Source organism: Actinomadura montaniterrae (assembly GCF_008923365.1).
GTDB classification, from domain to species: Bacteria; Actinomycetota; Actinomycetes; order Streptosporangiales; family Streptosporangiaceae; genus Spirillospora; species Spirillospora montaniterrae.
In genome coordinates, this window is sequence record NZ_WBMR01000202.1 from 1 (window position 1) to 16688 (window position 16688).

Sequence of the window (16688 nt, forward strand, 5' to 3'; positions counted from 1 at the left end):
AGGCCCCGGCGGGCCGTCCGCGCCCGGCACCCGGCCGCGCCGGGGCGGCGGCAAGCAGCGCCTCGTGCTCGTCGGCGGCGGCGCGGGCCTCGTGCTCGCCGCGCTCGCCGCGCTGTTCGTCCTCGGCGGGACGGGGTCGAAGGGCGACGGCGCCACCCGCAAGGACGCCGAGCCCACCCGCGCCGCGTCGGCCCCGCCGAAGGCGAGCACGCCGCCGAAGCCGCGGCCCGTCGACATCAACAGCGAGAAGACCGACCCGAAGGACCTGTCGTTCACCGAGGCCTTCCCGGAGACGCCCGTCAGCCTCGGCGGCCGCGTCTTCGACCGCGACCGCTGGTCCATCAACAAGGACCTCGGCTACGCGGCGCGCGGCTCGATGCTGAAGGCGCTCCAGCGGGAGAGCTGCCGCAAGGTCGTCCGCGCGACCTTCATCAACAAGATGAAGACGTGGGCGGTCACGACCGGGATCGCGGTCATGCCGAACCGGGCGTCGGCGCTGCGGGTGAGCCGCGCGGGTGACCCGGCCAAGTACGAGTGGTTCCGCGGCATGTCCGGCAGCCAGGCCAAGGACATCGACCGCGCCGGCGGCTACGCGGCCGTCACCGTCCGCGGCCGGTACGTCATCTACGCCTACGTCCAGGACCCGAGCGGCCACCAGGTCAAGCCCGGCGACAAGCAGGCCAAGCAGATCGCGCAGGAGTTCCTCGGCTACGACGCCCGGCCGATCGAGGCCCGCGCGCACGGCTGACCGGACCCCGCGCGCAGCAGGCGCAACGAGAACGGCGGCGGCCGAGGGGAACGTTCCCTCGGCCGCCGCCCGGTGGGGTGGGGGGGGAACCGGGGGCGGGGGAAGACCCCCCCGCCCCCCCGGCGCAACGAGAAGGGCGGGGGCCGAGGGGAACGTTCCCTCGGCCGCCGCCGTTTCGTCTGCGCTAGGACGCGGTGCCGGGCTACTCCGCCCCGGCCGCACCCGCCGCACCCGCCGCACCCGCGGCACCCGCGGCGTTCGCGGCGTGCTCCGCGGCCGCCGCCGCGGCGTTCAGCGTCCGCACCCGCCGCGTCTCCTGCGCGCGCCTGGCGAGGCTGTCGTCGTCCGGGTACCGGATCTCCTCCAGCGACAGGCCGTGCGCCGGCGCCACGTTCACGCCCGAGTCCCGGACCCGCGCCGCCAGCACCTGCGCGGGCCACTCCACGTCGCGGCGCCCGTCCCCCACCATCAGCAGCGCCCCGACCAGCGCCCGCACCATCGAATGGCAGAACGCGTCCGCCTCGACCGTCGCGAGCGCCAGATGCGGGTCCCGGTCGTCGCGCGCCCACTCGTAGCGCAGCAGCTCCCGGATCGTCGTCGCACCCTCCCGCTTGCGGCAGTAAGCGGCGAAGTCGTTCTCCCCCACCAGCAGCCGCGCGGCCTCGTTCATCCGGTCGAGGTTCAGCGGACGCGGATGCCACAGCACGTCGTGGCGGCGCAGCGGCTCCACGCCCACCGGGTTGTCGCACACCCGGTACACGTAGCGGCGCGCCAGCGCCGAGAACCGGGCGTCGAACCCCTCCGGCGCCACCGACACCCGCCACACCCGCACGTCCGGCGGCAGCAGCCCCGCCAGCCGGCGCGGCATCGTCCCGTTGATCGCCGAATAGGCCGCGACCGGCACCACCAGGTGCGCCACCTGCGCGCGCGCGTGGACGCCCGCGTCGGTGCGTCCCGCGACCGTCAGCATCGGCGGCGGATCCAGCCGCAGCATCCGCGCCAGGGCGTCCTCGATCACCCCCTGGACGGTGCGCTGGTTCGGCTGCCGGGCCCAGCCCGCGAAGTCCGTCCCGTCGTATCCGATGTCGAGGCGGAGTCGTACCAGTGCGGTCATGTCAGGTGGACTGTCCTTCGCCACAGCTGCCCGTCCGTTCCCCCCGATGAGCCGGTCGTTTCATCGGGTCTTCCATCGACACGCTCTCCCGCCGTCCGCAGCCGCCTGACCTGACCATGCCGCCAAGTCTGACAAAGATCAGGCCCACCGTCGCGCTCCCGACGGTGGGCCTGCTCATGTCTTGCGACCTGCGGTATCAGGCGTTACTTTTCGTCGCCCTCGGCCTTGGCCTCGGTGGCCTCCGCCTCCTCCGCGCCGGCGTCCTCGGCCGTCGCCGGGGCCTCGGTCTCCTCGGCGGCCGCCGGGGCCTCCTGCGCCGCCGGAGCCGCCTGCGCGGCCGCCGGAGCGCCGGACAGCTGCTCCTGCACCAGCTCGATCACGGCCATCGGGGCGTTGTCGCCCTTCCGCGGCCCGATCTTGGTGATGCGGGTGTAGCCGCCGGGACGGTTCTCGAAACGCGGCGCGATCTCGGTGAAGAGCTCGTGCACGACGCCCTTGTCGCGGATCGTCCGGGCCACCAGGCGACGGTTGTGCAGGTCGCCCTTCTTGGCCTTGGTGATCAGCTTCTCCGCCAGCGGGCGCACCCGCCGGGCCTTGGCCTCGGTGGTGGTGATGCGGCCGTGCTCGAACAGCGACGTCGCCAGGTTCGCCAGGATCAGCTTCTGGTGCGCGGCGCTGCCGCCGAGGCGGGGGCCCTTGGTGGGCTTCGGCATGGTTCTTCCTTCCTGCACCGGCCGTGTCAGGTACCGGTGTCAGCTGGTTCCGGAACGGCCGGGGAACGCGCCCCCGGCCGTCCGGAATCGGGTTCTAGTACTGCTCGGTCTCGGCGTAGCTCTGGTCGTCGTCGCCGTAGTTGTCGGCCGCCGCGCTCGGGTCGAACCCGGGCGGGGAGTCCTTCAGCGACAGGCCCATGTCGTTGAGCTTCTGCTTGACCTCTTCGATCGACTTGGCGCCGAAATTCCTTATGTCGAGGAGGTCCTGCTCGCTGCGGGCCACGAGCTCGCCCACCGAGTGGATGCCCTCGCGCTTGAGGCAGTTGTAGGAGCGGACCGTCAGGTTCAGCTCCTCGATCGGCAGGGCCAGGTCCGCGGCGAGCGCGGCGTCCGTCGGGGACGGGCCCATGTCGATGCCCTCGGCCTCGACGTTGAGCTCCCGGGCCAGCCCGAACAGCTCGACGAGGGTCTTGCCGGCGGACGCGACCGCGTCGCGCGGCAGCATCGCCTGCTTGGTCTCCACGTCCAGGATGAGGCGGTCGAAGTCGGTGCGCTGCTCGACTCGGGTGGCCTCGACCTTGTAGGTGACCTTGAGCACGGGCGAGTAGATGGAGTCGATCGGGATCCGGCCGATCTCCTGGCCCGGCTGCTTGTTCTGCGCGGCGGAGACGTAGCCGCGGCCGCGCTCGACCGTCAGCTCCATCTCCAGCTTGGCCTTGTTGTTCAGGGTGGCGATGTGCAGGTCCGGGTTGTGGACCTCGACGCCCGCCGGCGGCGCGATGTCGGCCGCGGTGACCTCGCCCGGGCCCTGCTTGCGCAGGTACATCACCACGGGCTCGTCGTGCTCGGAGGAGACCACCAGCTCCTTGAGGTTCAGGATGATGTCGGTGACATCCTCCTTGACCCCGGGGACGGTGGAGAACTCGTGGAGCACGCCCTCGATCCGGATGCTGGTGACGGCCGCACCGGGGATCGAGGAGAGCAGCGTACGGCGCAGCGAGTTGCCGATCGTGTAGCCGAAGCCCGGCTCCAGCGGCTCGATGGTGAACCGCGACCGGTACTCGTCGACCTGCTCTTCGGTGAGAGTTGGACGCTGAGCGATGAGCATGTTGGTGCCTTCTTCCCGCGGTGCCCGCTATTTGACGACCGCGTTTCGGAATGTTCCCCGTCCCACCAGGATGCCACGCCGAGCGCGGCATCCCGGTGGAACGCGGGGTCCTGCCTGAACCGGGCTCCTACTTGGAGTAGAGCTCGACGATCAGCTGCTCCTGGACGGGAGCGTCGATCTGCTGCCGCACGGGCAGCGCGTGCACGAGGATCCGCATCTTCTCGCCGTCGATCCCGAGCCACGCCGGGACCTGGCGCTCGCCGACCTCGGCCTTGGCGACCTGGAACGGCGTCATCTCGAGCGACTTGCTCTTGACGTCGACGATGTCGGCCTCGCTCACCAGGAAGGACGGGATGTTGACCTTCTTGCCGTTGACCCGGATGTGGCCGTGGCGGATGAGCTGGCGGGCCATGTCGCGGGACTTGGCGAAGCCCGCGCGGTAGACCACGTTGTCGAGCCGGCGCTCGAGCAGGCGCAGCAGGTTCTCACCCGTCTTGCCGCCCTGGCGGTTCGCCTCGACGTAGTAGTTGCTGAACTGCCGCTCCAGCACGCCGTAGATGCGCTTGGCCTTCTGCTTCTCGCGCAGCTGCAGCAGGTACTCGGTCTCCTTCGGCCGGCCGCGTCCGTGCTCACCCGGCGGGTAGGGACGGATCTCGATCGGGCACTTCGGGCCCTCGCACTTGCTGCCCTTGAGGAACAGCTTCATCTTCTCGCGGCGGCAGAGCTTGCAGTCCGCACCGGTGTAACGAGCCATTTTCTGTGATCTCCCCTACGGCCTCAGACGCGGCGGCGCTTGGGCGGCCGGCAGCCGTTGTGCGGAACGGGCGTGACGTCCTGGATGGAGCCCACCTCCAGGCCGGTGGCCTGGAGGGAGCGGATCGCGGTCTCGCGACCGGAGCCGGGGCCCTTGACGAAGACGTCGACCTTGCGCATGCCGTGCTCCATCGCGCGCCGGGCGGCGGCCTCGGCGGCCTGCTGCGCGGCGAACGGGGTCGACTTGCGCGAGCCCTTGAAGCCCACGTGGCCCGAGGAGGCCCAGGAGATCACGTTGCCGTTGGGGTCGGTGATCGAGACGATCGTGTTGTTGAACGTGCTCTTGATGTGGGCGTGCCCGTGAGCGACGTTCTTCTTCTCCTTGCGGCGCACCTTCTTGGCGCCGACACGGCTCTTAGGAGGCATCTGCTCTCTCTACTCTCGAGGTCATCGATCCGGAGGACCGACTCCGGACTACTTCTTGCCGGCCTTCTTCTTGCCGGCCACGGTCTTCTTCTTGCCCTTGCGGGTGCGCGCGTTGGTCTGGGTGCGCTGGCCGTGGACGGGCAGACCGCGGCGGTGCCGGATGCCCTGGTAGCACCCGATCTCGATCTTCCGGCGGATGTTCCCCTGGATCTCGCGGCGCAGGTCGCCCTCGATCTGGTAGTTCTTCTCGATCCAGTCGCGGAGCTTGACCAGCTCGTCGTCGCCGAGCTGGTGCACCCGCAGGTCACCGCTGATGCCGGTGCCCTCCAGGGTCGCCAGGGCCCGGGTCCGGCCGATGCCGAAGATGTAGGTGAGAGCGACCTCGAGGCGCTTGTCGCGCGGGAGGTCGACGCCGAGGAGGCGTGCCATCGTGGGCAGTTCCCTTCATTGCGCGGAGGTATGGACGCACCGCCTCCGCACACACCCTGCCCGGGTGGCGGCCTCGGCCTCCGTCGTCCGAGGGTGTCCCCTTCACACAGTGGTGCCGTACAACCCGATCATCCGAGTTGTACGGCGACCTGTGCGAAGGCTGCGATGCGCTTGCCGTGGTGGGCGTTCCGGCGGGTGCCGGTCAGCCCTGACGCTGCTTGTGGCGCGGGTCGGAGCAGATGACCATGACCCGGCCGTGCCGGCGGATGACGCGGCACTTGTTGCAGATCTTCTTGACGCTCGGCTTGACCTTCACTGGGTCTCCTAGAGATAAGGGTCACCCCCGCGCCGCCACGCACGGGGAAGGCAACCCCAGTGGGATTACTTGTAGCGGTAGACGATCCGACCGCGCGTGAGGTCGTAGGGGCTCAGCTCCACAACGACGCGGTCGTCCGGCAGGATCCGGATGTAGTGCATCCGCATCTTGCCGCTGATGTGGGCGAGCACCTTGTGCCCGTTGTCGAGCTCCACCCGGAACATGGCGTTCGGGAGGGACTCGATGACGGTGCCCTCGATCTCGATGGCCCCTTCTTTCTTGGGCATGTCCTCCGCGCTTCACTGATCGGCTCATTGGACCCGGCCCGGAGGCCCCGCGAGGGGCACGGCCGCGCCCGTGCCACGACGCGGACGCATCGAGAACAAGGGGAACAGGCGGCCGACAACGGACCGGCACAGCAGTCTACGTCACCGAACCGCCCAATGCGAAATCAACGCATGATATGGGTCCGGAGACTGCTTCCGAGTCAAGCATACCCCGCTCGCGCGTTGTACCTTTCAGGAGAGATACGTCGGAGGAGGGTCAGCATGCCGAGCTATGACTTCGCGCTGATCCTGAGCCGTCCCCTGTACGAGGACGAGCTGGACCCCCTGTTCGACCGGACGCACGGCGCCGTCACCGTGTCCATCATCAGCGAGCCGCAGCACGCCGACCGTCCGGGGAACGCCTCCTGCGCCTGGCAGGGCGCGACCCTCGCCGCCGCCATCATGGAGGTCGTCGAGCACGTCGAGGCCAGCGCGGAGGGCCTGCACGTGCTGCAGGTCGAGGCCGACCCGCTGCTGACGATCCGCGACATCGCCGACCGCGTCGGCCGGTCCGCGGACTCGGTCCGACACGCGATCACCGGCGCCCGCGGCGCCACCGGGTTCCCCGCGTCCGAGATCTCCACGGCGGGCCACCGGCTGTGGCGCTGGTCCAAGGTCGCCGCCTGGTACGGCGTCGACGACCCGCAGCTCGTGGAGGCGAAGCCGACCGTCCAGGCGATCAACGGCTGGCTCGCCCTGCGCGACGTCGTCCCCGACATCGCCCCCGCCCCCGAGGACGTCACCTCGGCCCTCTCCCTGGTCATCCCCCACGTCGCCTGACCCGCGGCCCCGCCCAGGGCGGCACGAACTTGTCTCCTGGGGCGTTGCCGTAGGGGGTGAGCGGCAGCGTAGCGGCGCCGGTTCGACAGGGAGGCGCTCGGACGCGAAGATCGTCTGCGGCGCGGGGGCCGGGGGGTGCCCGGAAGGCGGGGGCGTGATGTGCTGGGACGTGCCCTGGCGAGGGGAGGATCAATGGCGATCATCGCGCAGCTGAGCGACATCCACCTGGCCGCCGGACGTGACGGCGGGGTGGACGACGGGTCGGGACCGGTGCGGGCCCTGCGCGCGGCGGTGTCCAGCCTGCTGGCGCTGCCGGCGCGGCCGGACGCGGTGGTGCTGACCGGCGACCTCGCCGACGGCGGGCGGCCCGAGGAGTACGCGCGGCTGCACGCGCTGCTGTCGCCGCTGCCGATGGCGGTCTACCCGATGCCCGGCAACCACGACGACCGGGACGCGATGCGCGCCGCGTTCGGCGACCATCCGGCGGTGGTGGGCACCGGGACCGCGCCGCAGGCGCCCGTCCAGTACGCGGTGGACGTGGCGGGCGTGCGGCTGGTGTGCTGCGACACGACCGTGGACGGGCATCCGCACGGGCACATGAGCGAGGAGCGGCTCGCGTGGCTGGACGGGACGCTCGGGGCCGCGCCGGCGACGCCGACGGTGGTCGCGACGCACCATCCGCCGTTCCCGATCGGGATCAGGTTCATCGACGACATGCGGTTCGTCGACCCGGCGGGGTTCGCGAAGGTGATCTCCCGGCATCCGCAGGTGGTGCGGATCATCTCGGGGCACGTGCACCGGGGGTCGGTGGGGTCGCTGGCCGGGACGGTCAGCACGACGTGCCCGAGCACGTACCGGCAGCTGTTCCTGGACCTCACGCATCCGGGCCGGGCGGCGGTGACCGGGGAGCCCGCCGGGTTCGCGGTGCACCTGGTGACCGACGAGGGCGCGGCCACGACCCATTTCGTGCCGACGGGCAACTACCGCCCGCTGATGGACGTGGAGTAGCGCCCGGGGTCAGGGGCGGCGCCGCGGCCCGAAGACGGTGCCGACGAGCAGGAGCGCGCCCCACGGCCCGGCCACCCAGATCCACCACGGGTAGACCAGGTTGCCGGTGACGGCGAGGGCCAGCCACACGGCGAGGTTGATCGCGCTGACGGCCGCCCAGGTCGCCCAGACGGCCCTCCCGCCCTGCCGGTACAGGTCGCCGCCCGAGCGCCGCACGGCCGGGCTCGCGGTGCTGTTCGGGCGCGACGCCGGGATCGGGTACTGGAACAGGTCCTGCTCGGGGAGGTCGGAGGTGATCTCCTGGAGGTCGCCGATGGTCTTGGCGGCGTAGGTGGACTCGAGCCGCTCCTGCATCTCGTCCATCGTGATCCGGCCCTCGGCGCAGTGCTCGCGCAGGCTCGCCGCCACCCGGTCGCGATCGGCGTCCGATGCCCGGATGTCAGGGTTCGGCGCCATCGATGCCCTCCCGATCGTCACGACACGGTCGTCCTGGAATCAGCCTACTTCCAGCTTCGCGAACCACTCCCGGCCCTCGTCGAGGGCCGTGAGGACGCGGGGGCCGTCCGGGGTGACGGCGAACGTGTGCTCGAAGTGCGCGGACGACCGGCCGTCGGTGGTGACCACCGTCCAGCCGTCCTCCAGCTCCAGGGTCTCCTTGGTGCCGAGGTTGACCATCGGCTCCACCGCGAAGCACATCCCGACCTCCAGCTCCGGGCCGTGCCCGGGGGCGCCGTGGTTCGGGATCAGCGGGTCCATGTGCATCTCGGTGCCGATGCCGTGCCCCCCGTAGCCCTCGACGATGCCGTAGGGGCCCTGAGAGCGGATGTAAGACTCGATCGCGTGCGACATGTCCGTGAGGCGGGCCCCGGCCTTTCCGGCCGCCAGACCGTGCCACAGGGACGTCTCGGTGACCTCCAGCAGCCGCCGCAGCTCGCCGGTGACCTCCCCGACCGGGACGGTGATCGCCGCGTCGCCGTGCCAGCCGTCCACGATCGCGCCGCAGTCCAGGGAGATGACGTCGCCGTCCCGCAGGATCTTGTCCGGCCGCGGGATGCCGTGCACGATCTCCTCGTTGATCGACGCGCAGATCGTCCCGGTGAAGCCGTGGTAGCCGAGGAACGACGGGACGCCGCCGTGGTCGCGGATGTGCGCCTCGGCGATCTCGTCGAGGTCCTTGGTGCTGATCCCCGGCTTCACCGCCTCGCGGAGCACCTCCAGCGTGCGGCCGACCAGCAGCCCGGCCGCCCTCATCCGCTCGATCTGCTCGGGCGTCTTCACCTGGATCGCGGGCCTGCGCCGTTTGAACATCTCTCCCCCTAACGAAGATCGCCGGGACCGCTCCGAAGCGGCCCCGGCGTCACAACACCGTCCATACCCGGTCCTGGGCCCGTCTTGCACGGCCCGGACGGTTCCCAGCCCGGTCCTTCAGTCCCGCTCCAGGGGACGGAGCGCGGTGAGGGCGCGCTTGGTGACCTCCTCGACCGGGCCGGTGGCGTCGATCCCGACGAGGATGTTCTCGTCGGCGTAGAACTGCACCAGCGGCGCCGTGTCGTGCCGGTACACCTCCAGGCGGTGCATGACGACCTCTTCCTTGTCGTCGTCGCGCTGGAAGAGCCGCCCGCCGCAGTCGTCGCAGATGTCGTCCTGCTTGTCGTCGAAGTCGACGTGCCAGATCCGGCCGCACTTGTCGCAGGTGCGCCGGCCCGACAGCCGCCGGACGACCTCGTCCTCGTCGACGACCAGTTCCAGGACGATGTCCAGGCGGGTGTCCCACTCGGCGAGGATCTTCTTCAGCGTCTCGGCCTGCGGGACGTTGCGCGGGAACCCGTCGAGCAGGAACCCGTCGCGCGCGTCGTCCTCGGCCAGCCGGTCGCGCACCATCGCGATCGTCACCTCGTCGGGGACGAGGTCGCCGCGGTCCATGTACTCCTTGGCCTGCCGGCCGAGTTCGGTGCCGCCGCTCACGTTGGCGCGGAAGATGTCACCTGTCGAGATCTTCGGGATGGACAGATGAGATGCGATGAACTGGGCCTGCGTCCCCTTGCCCGCTCCAGGGGGGCCCACCAGCACGATACGCACTACCGGAGGAAGCCCTCGTAGTTGCGCTGCTGTAGCTGACTCTCGATCTGCTTCACGGTATCCAGTCCGACGCCGACGACGATGAGGATGCTCGTGCCGCCGAAGGGGAAGTTCTGGGTCGCGTTCAGGAGTGCGAACGCCACCATGGGGATCAGGGCGACGAGCCCCAGGTAAAGCGCACCGGGTGTGGTGATCCGGGTCAGCACGTAGTCGAGGTACTCGGCGGTCGGCCGGCCAGGACGGATACCTGGGATGAATCCACCATACTTCTTCATGTTGTCGGCCACTTCAGTGGGGTTGAAGGTGATCGCCACATAGAAGTACGTGAAGAAGATGATGAAGACGAAGAAGATCCCCATGTGCCAGGGATTGTCCTGCTGGAGGTAGGGCTGCACCTTCTGCAGCCACTTCGTGTTCGGCCACAGCTGCGTCGCGAGCACCGGCAGGTACAGCAGCGATGAGGCGAAGATCACCGGGATGATGCCCGCCTGGTTCACCTTCAGCGGGATGTAGGTCGACGTGCCGCCGTACATCCGCCGGCCCACCATCCGCTTGGCGTACTGCACCGGGATCCGGCGCTGCGCCTGCTCGACGAAGACCACGCCCGCCATGATCGCCAGACCGACGATGATCACCAGCGCGAAGACGAACCCGTTCTTGGCCTTGTAGATGCTCCAGAACTGGGACGGGAAGACCGCCACCACCTGCGTGAAGATCAGGATCGACATGCCGTTGCCGACGCCGCGGTCGGTCACCAGCTCGCCCAGCCACATGATCACCGTGGTGCCCGCCACCATGGTGATCACCATGGTGATGATCGGGAACACGCCGGTGTCGTACAGGATGTCGTCACTGCCCGACTGGCCCTGGAACAGCTGCCCCGTGCTGGCCATCGCCACGATGCCGGTCGCCTGCAGGATCGCCAGCCCCACCGTCAGGTACCGGGTGTACTGGGTGATCTTCGTCGTGCCGGCCTGGCCCTCCTTCTTCAGGGCCTCCAGCCGCGGGATCACCACCGTCAGCAGCTGCAGGATGATGCTCGCCGTGATGTACGGCATGATCCCCAGCGCGAACACCGACAGCTTCAGCAGCGCCCCGCCGCTGAACAGGTCGACGAGGCCGTACAGCTGGTTGCTCTTCTTCGCCGCGTCCGCGGTCGACTTCAGCACGCTCACGTTCACGTTCGGCGCCGGAAGGGTCGCCCCGATCCGGAACACCAGGATCATGAACAACGTGAACAACAGCTTCTTACGCAGGTCGGGCGTACGGAAAGCCCGAGTGAACGCGGTCAGCACCATTCCTCCTGCGCGACTGGCGAGAACATGGCCGCCGAGGGGCCGGTTACAGGTCCATGGGATCCGGCGGGAACGAAGATCGTGGGGAACATCACGCGCGCCGCTCCCGCCGGTGTGACTCTAACAGCAGATGAGACCGGGGCCGCCCCGCCCGCCCCGCGGGCCCTACGGCCCGCGGCGCAAGGCGAAGACGGCCCCGGCATCGAAGGTGTCGCCTTACAGCTCGTCGGCGGTCCCGCCGGCGGCGGCGATCTTCTCCTTGGCGGCGCCGGAGAAGGCGTGCGCCTTCACCTGCACGGCCACCGAGATCTCGCCGGTGCCGAGGACCTTCACCGGACGGCCGCGGCGCACCGCGCCCTTGGCCGCCAGGTCCTCGGCGGTGACCTCGCCGCCCTCGGGGTAGAGCGCGGCGAGCTTGTCCAGGTTCACCACCTGGAACTCGACCCGGTTCGGGTTCTTGAAGCCCTTCAGCTTCGGCACCCGGCGGATCAGCGGCATCTGGCCGCCCTCGAACCCGACCGGCACCGTGCTGCGGGCCTTGGTGCCCTTGGTGCCGCGGCCCGCCGTCTTGCCCTTGGACGCCTCGCCGCGACCCTTGCGGATCTTGGCCTTGTTGGCGCCGGGGGCCGGACGCAGGTCGTGGATCTTGAGCGGCGTGCCGTCCTTCTCCAGATCGGCGGCCATGTCAGTCGACCTCCTCGACGGTGACCAGGTGCGCCACCGTCCGGATCATGCCGAGCACCTCGGGGCGGTCCTCGCGGACGACGCTCTGCCCGATCTTCTTCAGGCCGAGGGTGCGCAGCGTGTCACGCTGGTTCTGCTTCTCGCTGATCACGGACTTGGTCTGCGTGATCTTCAGGTTGCTCATGAGGTCGCGGCCTCCGCCCTCGGCTCGCTGCCCGCCGCGCGAGCGCGCAGCATGGCCGCCGGGGCGACGTCCTCGATCGGCAGGCCGCGCTTGGCCGCGATCTCCTCCGGACGCTTCAGCGACTTCAGCCCCGCGATCGTGGCGTGCACGATGTTGATCGCGTTGTCACTGCCCAGCGACTTGCTCAGCACGTCGTGGATGCCCGCGCACTCCAGCACCGCGCGCACCGGGCCACCGGCGATCACGCCGGTACCGGGGGCGGCCGGCCGCAGCAGGACCTCGCCCGCCGCGTCCCGCGCCTGCACCAGGTGCGGGATGGTGCCCTGGATCCGCGGCACCTTGAAGAAGTGCTTCTTGGCCTCCTCGACGCCCTTGGCGATCGCCGCGGGCACCTCCTTGGCCTTGCCGTAGCCGACGCCGACGGTGCCGTTGCCGTCACCGACGATCACCAGGGCGGTGAAGCTGAAGCGCCGTCCACCCTTGACGACCTTGGCGACGCGGTTGATCGCCACGACCTTCTCGATGTACGACTGGCCCTTGTCGGCGCCACCGCGGCGGTCGTCGCGGCGGCCGTCGCGACGGTCGCCACCCTGACCGCCACCACGCCTCTGCGCTGCCATCAGTGGTTCCTCTCGTTTGCCTTGGAAAGGGCCATCAGAGCTCCAGGCCCCCCTCGCGCGCACCGTCCGCGACAGCGGCGATGCGGCCGTGGTACTTGTTGCCGCCGCGGTCGAACACGACCGCGGAGACGCCGGCCTCCTTGGCCCGCCGGGCGACGAGCTCGCCGACCTTGCGGGACTTGGCCGTCTTGTCGCCGGAGTCGGCGCGCAGGTCCGCCTCCATCGTCGACGCGTAGGCCAGCGTGTGGCCCTTGCTGTCGTCGATGACCTGGACGAACACGTGCTTGGTGGAGCGGGTCACGACCAGGCGAGGACGCGCGGCGCTGCCCACGACCTTCTTCCGGACCCGCAGGTGCCGGCGCTTGCGGGACTTGGCCCGCGCCGACGTGGCCTTGGCGGCCAGGGCCTTGGTGCCTGCCATGACTACTTACCAGCCTTTCCGACCTTGCGGCGGATCTGCTCGCCCTCGTACCGCACGCCCTTGCCCTTGTACGGGTCGGGCTTGCGCAGCTTGCGGATGTTCGCGGCGATCTCGCCGACCTTCTGCTTGTCGATGCCCTCGACGGTCAGCTGGGTCGGCCGCTCCACCGTGAAGGTGATGCCCTCCGGGGGCTCGACCGTGATGGGGTGGCTGTACCCGAGCGAGAACTCGAGGTTCTTGCCCTTGGCCACCACACGGTAACCGACGCCCTGGATGACCAGGGTCTTCTTGTAGCCCTCGGTGACACCGACGACCATGTTGTTGATCAGCGAGCGGGTGAGCCCGTGCAGCGCCCGCACCGTGTTGATGTCGTTCGGCCGGGTCACGGTGACCTGGCCGTCCTCCAGCCGAACCTCGATCGGCTCGGCCACGGTGTGCGACAGCGTGCCCTTCGGCCCCTTGACGGTGACCTCCCGGCCGTCGAGCCTGACCTCGACGCCGCTGGGCACGGTGATGGGGAGACGTCCGATTCGCGACATTGTTAGAGCCCTCCCCTCACCAGACGTAGGCGAGGACTTCGCCGCCCACGCCGCGCTTGCCCGCCTGCCGGTCGGTCATCAGGCCGGAGGACGTCGAGATGATCGCGACGCCCAGCCCGCCCAGCACCTTCGGCAGGTTGTCCTTCTTCGCGTACACGCGCAGACCCGGCTTCGAGACGCGCTTGATGCCGGCGATCGAACGCTCGCGGGTCGGACCGAACTTGAGCTCGATGGTGAGCTTCTTGCCGACCTCGGCGTCCTCCACGGTCCAGCCCGAGATGTAGCCCTCCTGCTGGAGGATCTCGGCGATGTGCGCCTTGATCTTCGAGTACGGCATCGCCACCGAGTCGTGGTACGCCGAATTCGCGTTGCGCAGACGCGTCAGCATGTCTGCGATCGGGTCGGTCATCGTCATGGCCTGCTGGCCCTCCCTCGCCACGGTTTCCTCGGGGTGATGTCGTCCCGTGGACCTTTGGCGTGGTCGTGGGCACCCGTGCGGATGCCCGGTGGTTGATACACGCCGGCGGGCTCCCCCCGTCCCCGGGGGGAGGCTCCTACCAGCTGGACTTGGTGATGCCCGGCAGCTCGCCGCGGTGGGCCATCTCCCGGAAGCACACGCGGCACAGGCCGAACTTCCGGTAGACGGAGCGCGGGCGCCCGCAGCGCGAGCAACGAGTGTACGCGCGCACGCCGAACTTCGGCTTCCGCGCCGCCTTGGCGATCAGCGACTTCTTCGCCATCTGCTCAGTTCTCCTTGAAGGGGAAGCCCAGGAGCTTGAGCAGCGCCCGGCCCTCGTCGTCGGTCTTCGCGGTCGTCACGACCGTGATGTCCATGCCCCGCGTCCGGTCGATCTTGTCCGGGTCGACCTCGTGGAACATGACCTGCTCGGTCAGCCCGAAGGTGTAGTTGCCGTTGCCGTCGAACTGCTTCGGCGACAGGCCGCGGAAGTCACGGATGCGGGGCAGCGCGGTGGCGAGGAGCCGGTCGAGGAACTCCCACATCCGGTCGCCGCGCAGCGTCGCGTGCGCGCCGATCGGCATGCCCTCGCGCAGCTTGAACTGCGCGATGGACTTGCGGGCCCGGTTCACGGCCGGCTTCTGCCCGGTGATCTGGGAGAGGTCGCGGATCGCGCCCTCGATCAGCTTCGCGTCCTTCGCCGCGTCGCCGACGCCCATGTTGACCACGATCTTGGTCAGCCCGGGGATCTGCATGACGTTGGCGTAGCCGAACTGCTCCTGCATCTGCTTCGCGATCTCCTCGCGGTAGCGGAGCTTGAGCCTCGGCTGCGGGACGGGACGCTCGGTGACGGTCTCGGTCATCGGTCTCAGATCTCCTTACCGCTACGGCGCGAGATCCGGACCTTCGTGCCGTCCTCGTTGATGCGGTAGCCGACCCGGACCGGCTTGCCGTCCTCGGCGAGCGCGACGTTGCTGACGTGCAGCGGCGCCTCGACCGTCACGCGGCCGCTCTCCTTGCCGGCACGCTGCTGGTCGGCCTTGATGTTCTTGGTGATGAGGTTGACGCCCTCGACGACCACGCGGTCCTCGCGCGGGAGGACGCGCAGGACCTTGCCCGTGGCGCCCTTGTCCTTGCCGGCGATGACGACGACCTCGTCGCCCTTGCGGATCTTCATCACAGCACCTCCGGCGCGAGCGAGATGATGCGCATGAACTTCTTCTCGCGCAGTTCGCGGCCCACCGGACCGAAGATGCGGGTGCCGCGGGGGTCCCCGCCGTCCTTGATCAGGACGGCGGCGTTCTCGTCGAAGCGGATGTAGGAGCCGTCCGGGCGCCGGCGCTCCTTGCGGGTGCGCACGACGACCGCCTTGACGACGTCACCCTTCTTCACGCCCGCGCCGGGAAGGGCGTCCTTCACCGTCGCGACGATGATGTCGCCGACTCCCGCGTAGCGCCGACCCGAGCCGCCGAGAACGCGGATGCAAAGGATCTCCTTCGCACCCGTGTTGTCGGCGACCTTGAGTCGCGACTCCTGCTGGATCACGTCAACTCCTGTTCGTCACACCGGTTCTCTCCCGGACCTGGTCCGAGGAGCCTGGTGGAACCATCGGTGTTCAATGCGGGACTCGCGTCCCGCGGGGGCCTTGCGGCTCCTACTTGGCCTTCTCGAGGATCTCCACCACGCGCCAGCGCTTGCTCGCCGACAGCGGGCGGGTCTCCATGAGACGGACGCGGTCGCCGACGCCACACTCGTTGGCCTCGTCGTGCGCCTTGTAGTTCTTCGTCCGGCGGATGACCTTGTGGTACTTGGCGTGCTTCACGCGGTCCTCGACGGACACGACCACGGTCTTGTCCATCTTGTCGCTGACCACCAGGCCCTCCAGGACCTTGCGGCTGCTCCGCGCCTGCGTCTGCTCGGTCATTCGGTGCCCTCCACGGCGTCCTCGGCGACCGTGACGATGCCGAGCTCGCGCTCCCGCATCACGGTGTAGATGCGGGCGATCTCGCGCTTGACGGTGCGCAGCCGCCCGTGGCTCTCAAGCTGGCCGGTCGCGGCCTGGAAGCGGAGGTTGAACAGCTCCTCCTTCGCCTCCTTCAGCTTGGTGACCAGAACGTCCTCGGGCTCGGTCCGCAGGTCGTCGGCGGTAAGACCCTTGGCCATCAGGACTCACCCACCTCTCGCTTAACGATCTTGCACTTCATCGGAAGCTTGTGGATCGCGCGGGTCAGCGCCTCGCGGGCGATCTGCTCGTTCGGGTAGGAGATCTCGAACAGCACGCGGCCCGGCTTGACGTTCGCGACCCACCACTCCACGGAGCCCTTACCGGAACCCATCCGGGTCTCGGCCGGCTTCTTGGTCAGCGGACGGTCCGGGAAGATGTTGATCCAGACCTTGCCGCCACGCTTGATGTGGCGGGTCATCGCGATACGCGCGGCCTCGATCTGCCGGTTCGTCACGTAGGCGGCCTCGACCGCCTGGATGCCGTACTCGCCGAACGTCACCTTGGTGCCGCCCTTGGCCATGCCGCGGCGCTTCGGGTGGTGCTGCTTGCGGTGCTTGACCTTGCGAGGGATCAGCATGGGTTACTCAGCTCCCCTCACCCTGCGGAGCAGCGTCGGCCGTCTGCGCCGGCTGCTCGGAACTCTGCTGCTGCTTCGGCGCCTCGTTGCCGCCGCGGGCCTCGCC

28 protein-coding genes are annotated in these 16688 nt (G+C 69.4%); 3 read left to right on the top strand and 25 right to left on the bottom strand.

Annotation, left to right across the window (positions count from 1 at the left end):
* A partial coding sequence (locus F9B16_RS51625; protein WP_192809221.1) for a hypothetical protein occupies positions 1-748 on the top strand: 748 nt, incomplete at its 5' end.
* Between the two features lie 202 nt (positions 749-950).
* On the opposite strand, the gene truA is transcribed toward F9B16_RS51625, so the two are convergent.
* The 8 genes from truA to infA all read right to left on the bottom strand — a co-directional run bounded on the left by truA (position 951) and on the right by infA (position 5894).
* Complete coding sequence (truA, locus tag F9B16_RS40205) at positions 951-1862, bottom strand: tRNA pseudouridine(38-40) synthase TruA (RefSeq protein ID WP_192809222.1); 912 nt, start codon at positions 1860-1862, stop codon at positions 951-953.
* A gap of 203 nt (positions 1863-2065) precedes the next feature.
* Positions 2066-2575: a 50S ribosomal protein L17 gene (rplQ, locus tag F9B16_RS40210; RefSeq protein WP_151545519.1), complete on the bottom strand. Its 510-nt coding sequence runs from the start codon at positions 2573-2575 to the stop codon at positions 2066-2068.
* Positions 2576-2669: 94 nt separating this feature from the next.
* Positions 2670-3683, bottom strand: a complete 1014-nt coding sequence (locus F9B16_RS40215) for a DNA-directed RNA polymerase subunit alpha (protein ID WP_131741171.1) — start codon at positions 3681-3683, stop codon at positions 2670-2672.
* A 127-nt stretch (positions 3684-3810) separates the two neighbouring features.
* Positions 3811-4437 carry a 30S ribosomal protein S4 gene (gene rpsD, locus F9B16_RS40220; protein ID WP_151545520.1) on the bottom strand — a complete coding sequence of 209 codons (627 nt, stop codon included), beginning with the start codon at positions 4435-4437 and terminating at the stop codon, positions 3811-3813.
* A 23-nt stretch (positions 4438-4460) separates the two neighbouring features.
* Positions 4461-4862: a 30S ribosomal protein S11 gene (gene rpsK, locus F9B16_RS40225; RefSeq protein WP_021596710.1), complete on the bottom strand. Its 402-nt coding sequence runs from the start codon at positions 4860-4862 to the stop codon at positions 4461-4463.
* A gap of 48 nt (positions 4863-4910) precedes the next feature.
* Entirely contained in the window at positions 4911-5291 is a 381-nt protein-coding gene (gene rpsM, locus F9B16_RS40230; RefSeq protein WP_151545521.1) for a 30S ribosomal protein S13, read from the bottom strand.
* A gap of 202 nt (positions 5292-5493) precedes the next feature.
* Positions 5494-5607, bottom strand: a complete 114-nt coding sequence (gene rpmJ, locus F9B16_RS40235; RefSeq protein ID WP_021596712.1) for a 50S ribosomal protein L36 — start codon at positions 5605-5607, stop codon at positions 5494-5496.
* 65 nt (positions 5608-5672) lie between these two features.
* Positions 5673-5894, bottom strand: a complete 222-nt coding sequence (gene infA / locus F9B16_RS40240) for a translation initiation factor IF-1 (protein ID WP_018657567.1) — start codon at positions 5892-5894, stop codon at positions 5673-5675.
* Positions 5895-6155: 261 nt separating this feature from the next.
* On the opposite strand from infA, the gene F9B16_RS40245 reads away from it, so the two are divergent.
* Positions 6156-6713 (top strand): hypothetical protein, encoded by a 558-nt coding sequence (locus tag F9B16_RS40245; RefSeq protein WP_151545522.1) that lies wholly within the window; start codon positions 6156-6158, stop codon positions 6711-6713.
* 192 nt (positions 6714-6905) lie between these two features.
* Entirely contained in the window at positions 6906-7721 is an 816-nt protein-coding gene (locus F9B16_RS40250; protein WP_151545523.1) for a phosphodiesterase, read from the top strand.
* A 9-nt stretch (positions 7722-7730) separates the two neighbouring features.
* On the opposite strand, the gene F9B16_RS40255 is transcribed toward F9B16_RS40250, so the two are convergent.
* The 17 genes from F9B16_RS40255 to rplP form a co-directional block, all read right to left on the bottom strand.
* Positions 7731-8177, bottom strand: a complete 447-nt coding sequence (locus F9B16_RS40255; protein WP_151545524.1) for a DUF1707 SHOCT-like domain-containing protein — start codon at positions 8175-8177, stop codon at positions 7731-7733.
* Between the two features lie 39 nt (positions 8178-8216).
* Positions 8217-9029 carry a type I methionyl aminopeptidase gene (gene map, locus F9B16_RS40260; RefSeq protein WP_151545525.1) on the bottom strand — a complete coding sequence of 271 codons (813 nt, stop codon included), beginning with the start codon at positions 9027-9029 and terminating at the stop codon, positions 8217-8219.
* A gap of 117 nt (positions 9030-9146) precedes the next feature.
* Entirely contained in the window at positions 9147-9800 is a 654-nt protein-coding gene (locus tag F9B16_RS40265) for an adenylate kinase (RefSeq protein ID WP_151545526.1), read from the bottom strand.
* On the bottom strand, positions 9800-11095 hold the full coding sequence (secY, locus tag F9B16_RS40270; RefSeq protein ID WP_151545536.1) for a preprotein translocase subunit SecY: 1296 nt from the start codon (positions 11093-11095) through the stop codon (positions 9800-9802). The genes F9B16_RS40265 and secY overlap by 1 nt, the downstream gene beginning before the upstream one ends.
* Positions 11096-11311: 216 nt before the next feature.
* Positions 11312-11779, bottom strand: coding sequence for a 50S ribosomal protein L15 (gene rplO, locus F9B16_RS40275; RefSeq protein WP_151545527.1), 468 nt, complete (start codon positions 11777-11779; stop codon positions 11312-11314).
* Position 11780: 1 nt separating this feature from the next.
* Positions 11781-11963 (bottom strand): 50S ribosomal protein L30, encoded by a 183-nt coding sequence (gene rpmD / locus F9B16_RS40280; protein ID WP_021596720.1) that lies wholly within the window; start codon positions 11961-11963, stop codon positions 11781-11783.
* Positions 11960-12586: a 30S ribosomal protein S5 gene (rpsE, locus tag F9B16_RS40285; RefSeq protein WP_151545537.1), complete on the bottom strand. Its 627-nt coding sequence runs from the start codon at positions 12584-12586 to the stop codon at positions 11960-11962. Before rpsE ends, rpmD begins: the two co-directional genes overlap by 4 nt.
* A 31-nt stretch (positions 12587-12617) precedes the next feature.
* A complete protein-coding gene (rplR, locus tag F9B16_RS40290) occupies positions 12618-13004 on the bottom strand; it encodes a 50S ribosomal protein L18 (RefSeq protein ID WP_151545528.1) in 387 nt (128 codons plus the stop codon).
* A gap of 2 nt (positions 13005-13006) precedes the next feature.
* Positions 13007-13543, bottom strand: a complete 537-nt coding sequence (gene rplF / locus F9B16_RS40295) for a 50S ribosomal protein L6 (RefSeq protein ID WP_151545529.1) — start codon at positions 13541-13543, stop codon at positions 13007-13009.
* Positions 13544-13559: 16 nt separating this feature from the next.
* Positions 13560-13958, bottom strand: coding sequence for a 30S ribosomal protein S8 (gene rpsH / locus F9B16_RS40300; protein WP_151545530.1), 399 nt, complete (start codon positions 13956-13958; stop codon positions 13560-13562).
* A gap of 139 nt (positions 13959-14097) precedes the next feature.
* Positions 14098-14283, bottom strand: coding sequence for a type Z 30S ribosomal protein S14 (locus F9B16_RS40305; RefSeq protein ID WP_018657585.1), 186 nt, complete (start codon positions 14281-14283; stop codon positions 14098-14100).
* A gap of 4 nt (positions 14284-14287) precedes the next feature.
* The gene (gene rplE, locus F9B16_RS40310; protein ID WP_151545531.1) at positions 14288-14863 is read right to left on the bottom strand and encodes a 50S ribosomal protein L5; all 576 of its coding nucleotides are present in this window, start codon (positions 14861-14863) and stop codon (positions 14288-14290) included.
* 5 nt (positions 14864-14868) lie between these two features.
* Positions 14869-15177, bottom strand: a complete 309-nt coding sequence (gene rplX, locus F9B16_RS40315; protein WP_151545532.1) for a 50S ribosomal protein L24 — start codon at positions 15175-15177, stop codon at positions 14869-14871.
* Complete coding sequence (gene rplN, locus F9B16_RS40320; RefSeq protein WP_021596728.1) at positions 15177-15545, bottom strand: 50S ribosomal protein L14; 369 nt, start codon at positions 15543-15545, stop codon at positions 15177-15179. Before rplN ends, rplX begins: the two co-directional genes overlap by 1 nt.
* Positions 15546-15654: 109 nt before the next feature.
* Positions 15655-15924: a 30S ribosomal protein S17 gene (gene rpsQ, locus F9B16_RS40325; protein WP_151545533.1), complete on the bottom strand. Its 270-nt coding sequence runs from the start codon at positions 15922-15924 to the stop codon at positions 15655-15657.
* The gene (rpmC, locus tag F9B16_RS40330; RefSeq protein WP_151545534.1) at positions 15921-16163 is read right to left on the bottom strand and encodes a 50S ribosomal protein L29; all 243 of its coding nucleotides are present in this window, start codon (positions 16161-16163) and stop codon (positions 15921-15923) included. The genes rpsQ and rpmC overlap by 4 nt, the downstream gene beginning before the upstream one ends.
* Entirely contained in the window at positions 16163-16582 is a 420-nt protein-coding gene (gene rplP / locus F9B16_RS40335) for a 50S ribosomal protein L16 (RefSeq protein WP_067806120.1), read from the bottom strand. Before rplP ends, rpmC begins: the two co-directional genes overlap by 1 nt.
* Positions 16583-16688: the final 106 nt, after the last annotated feature.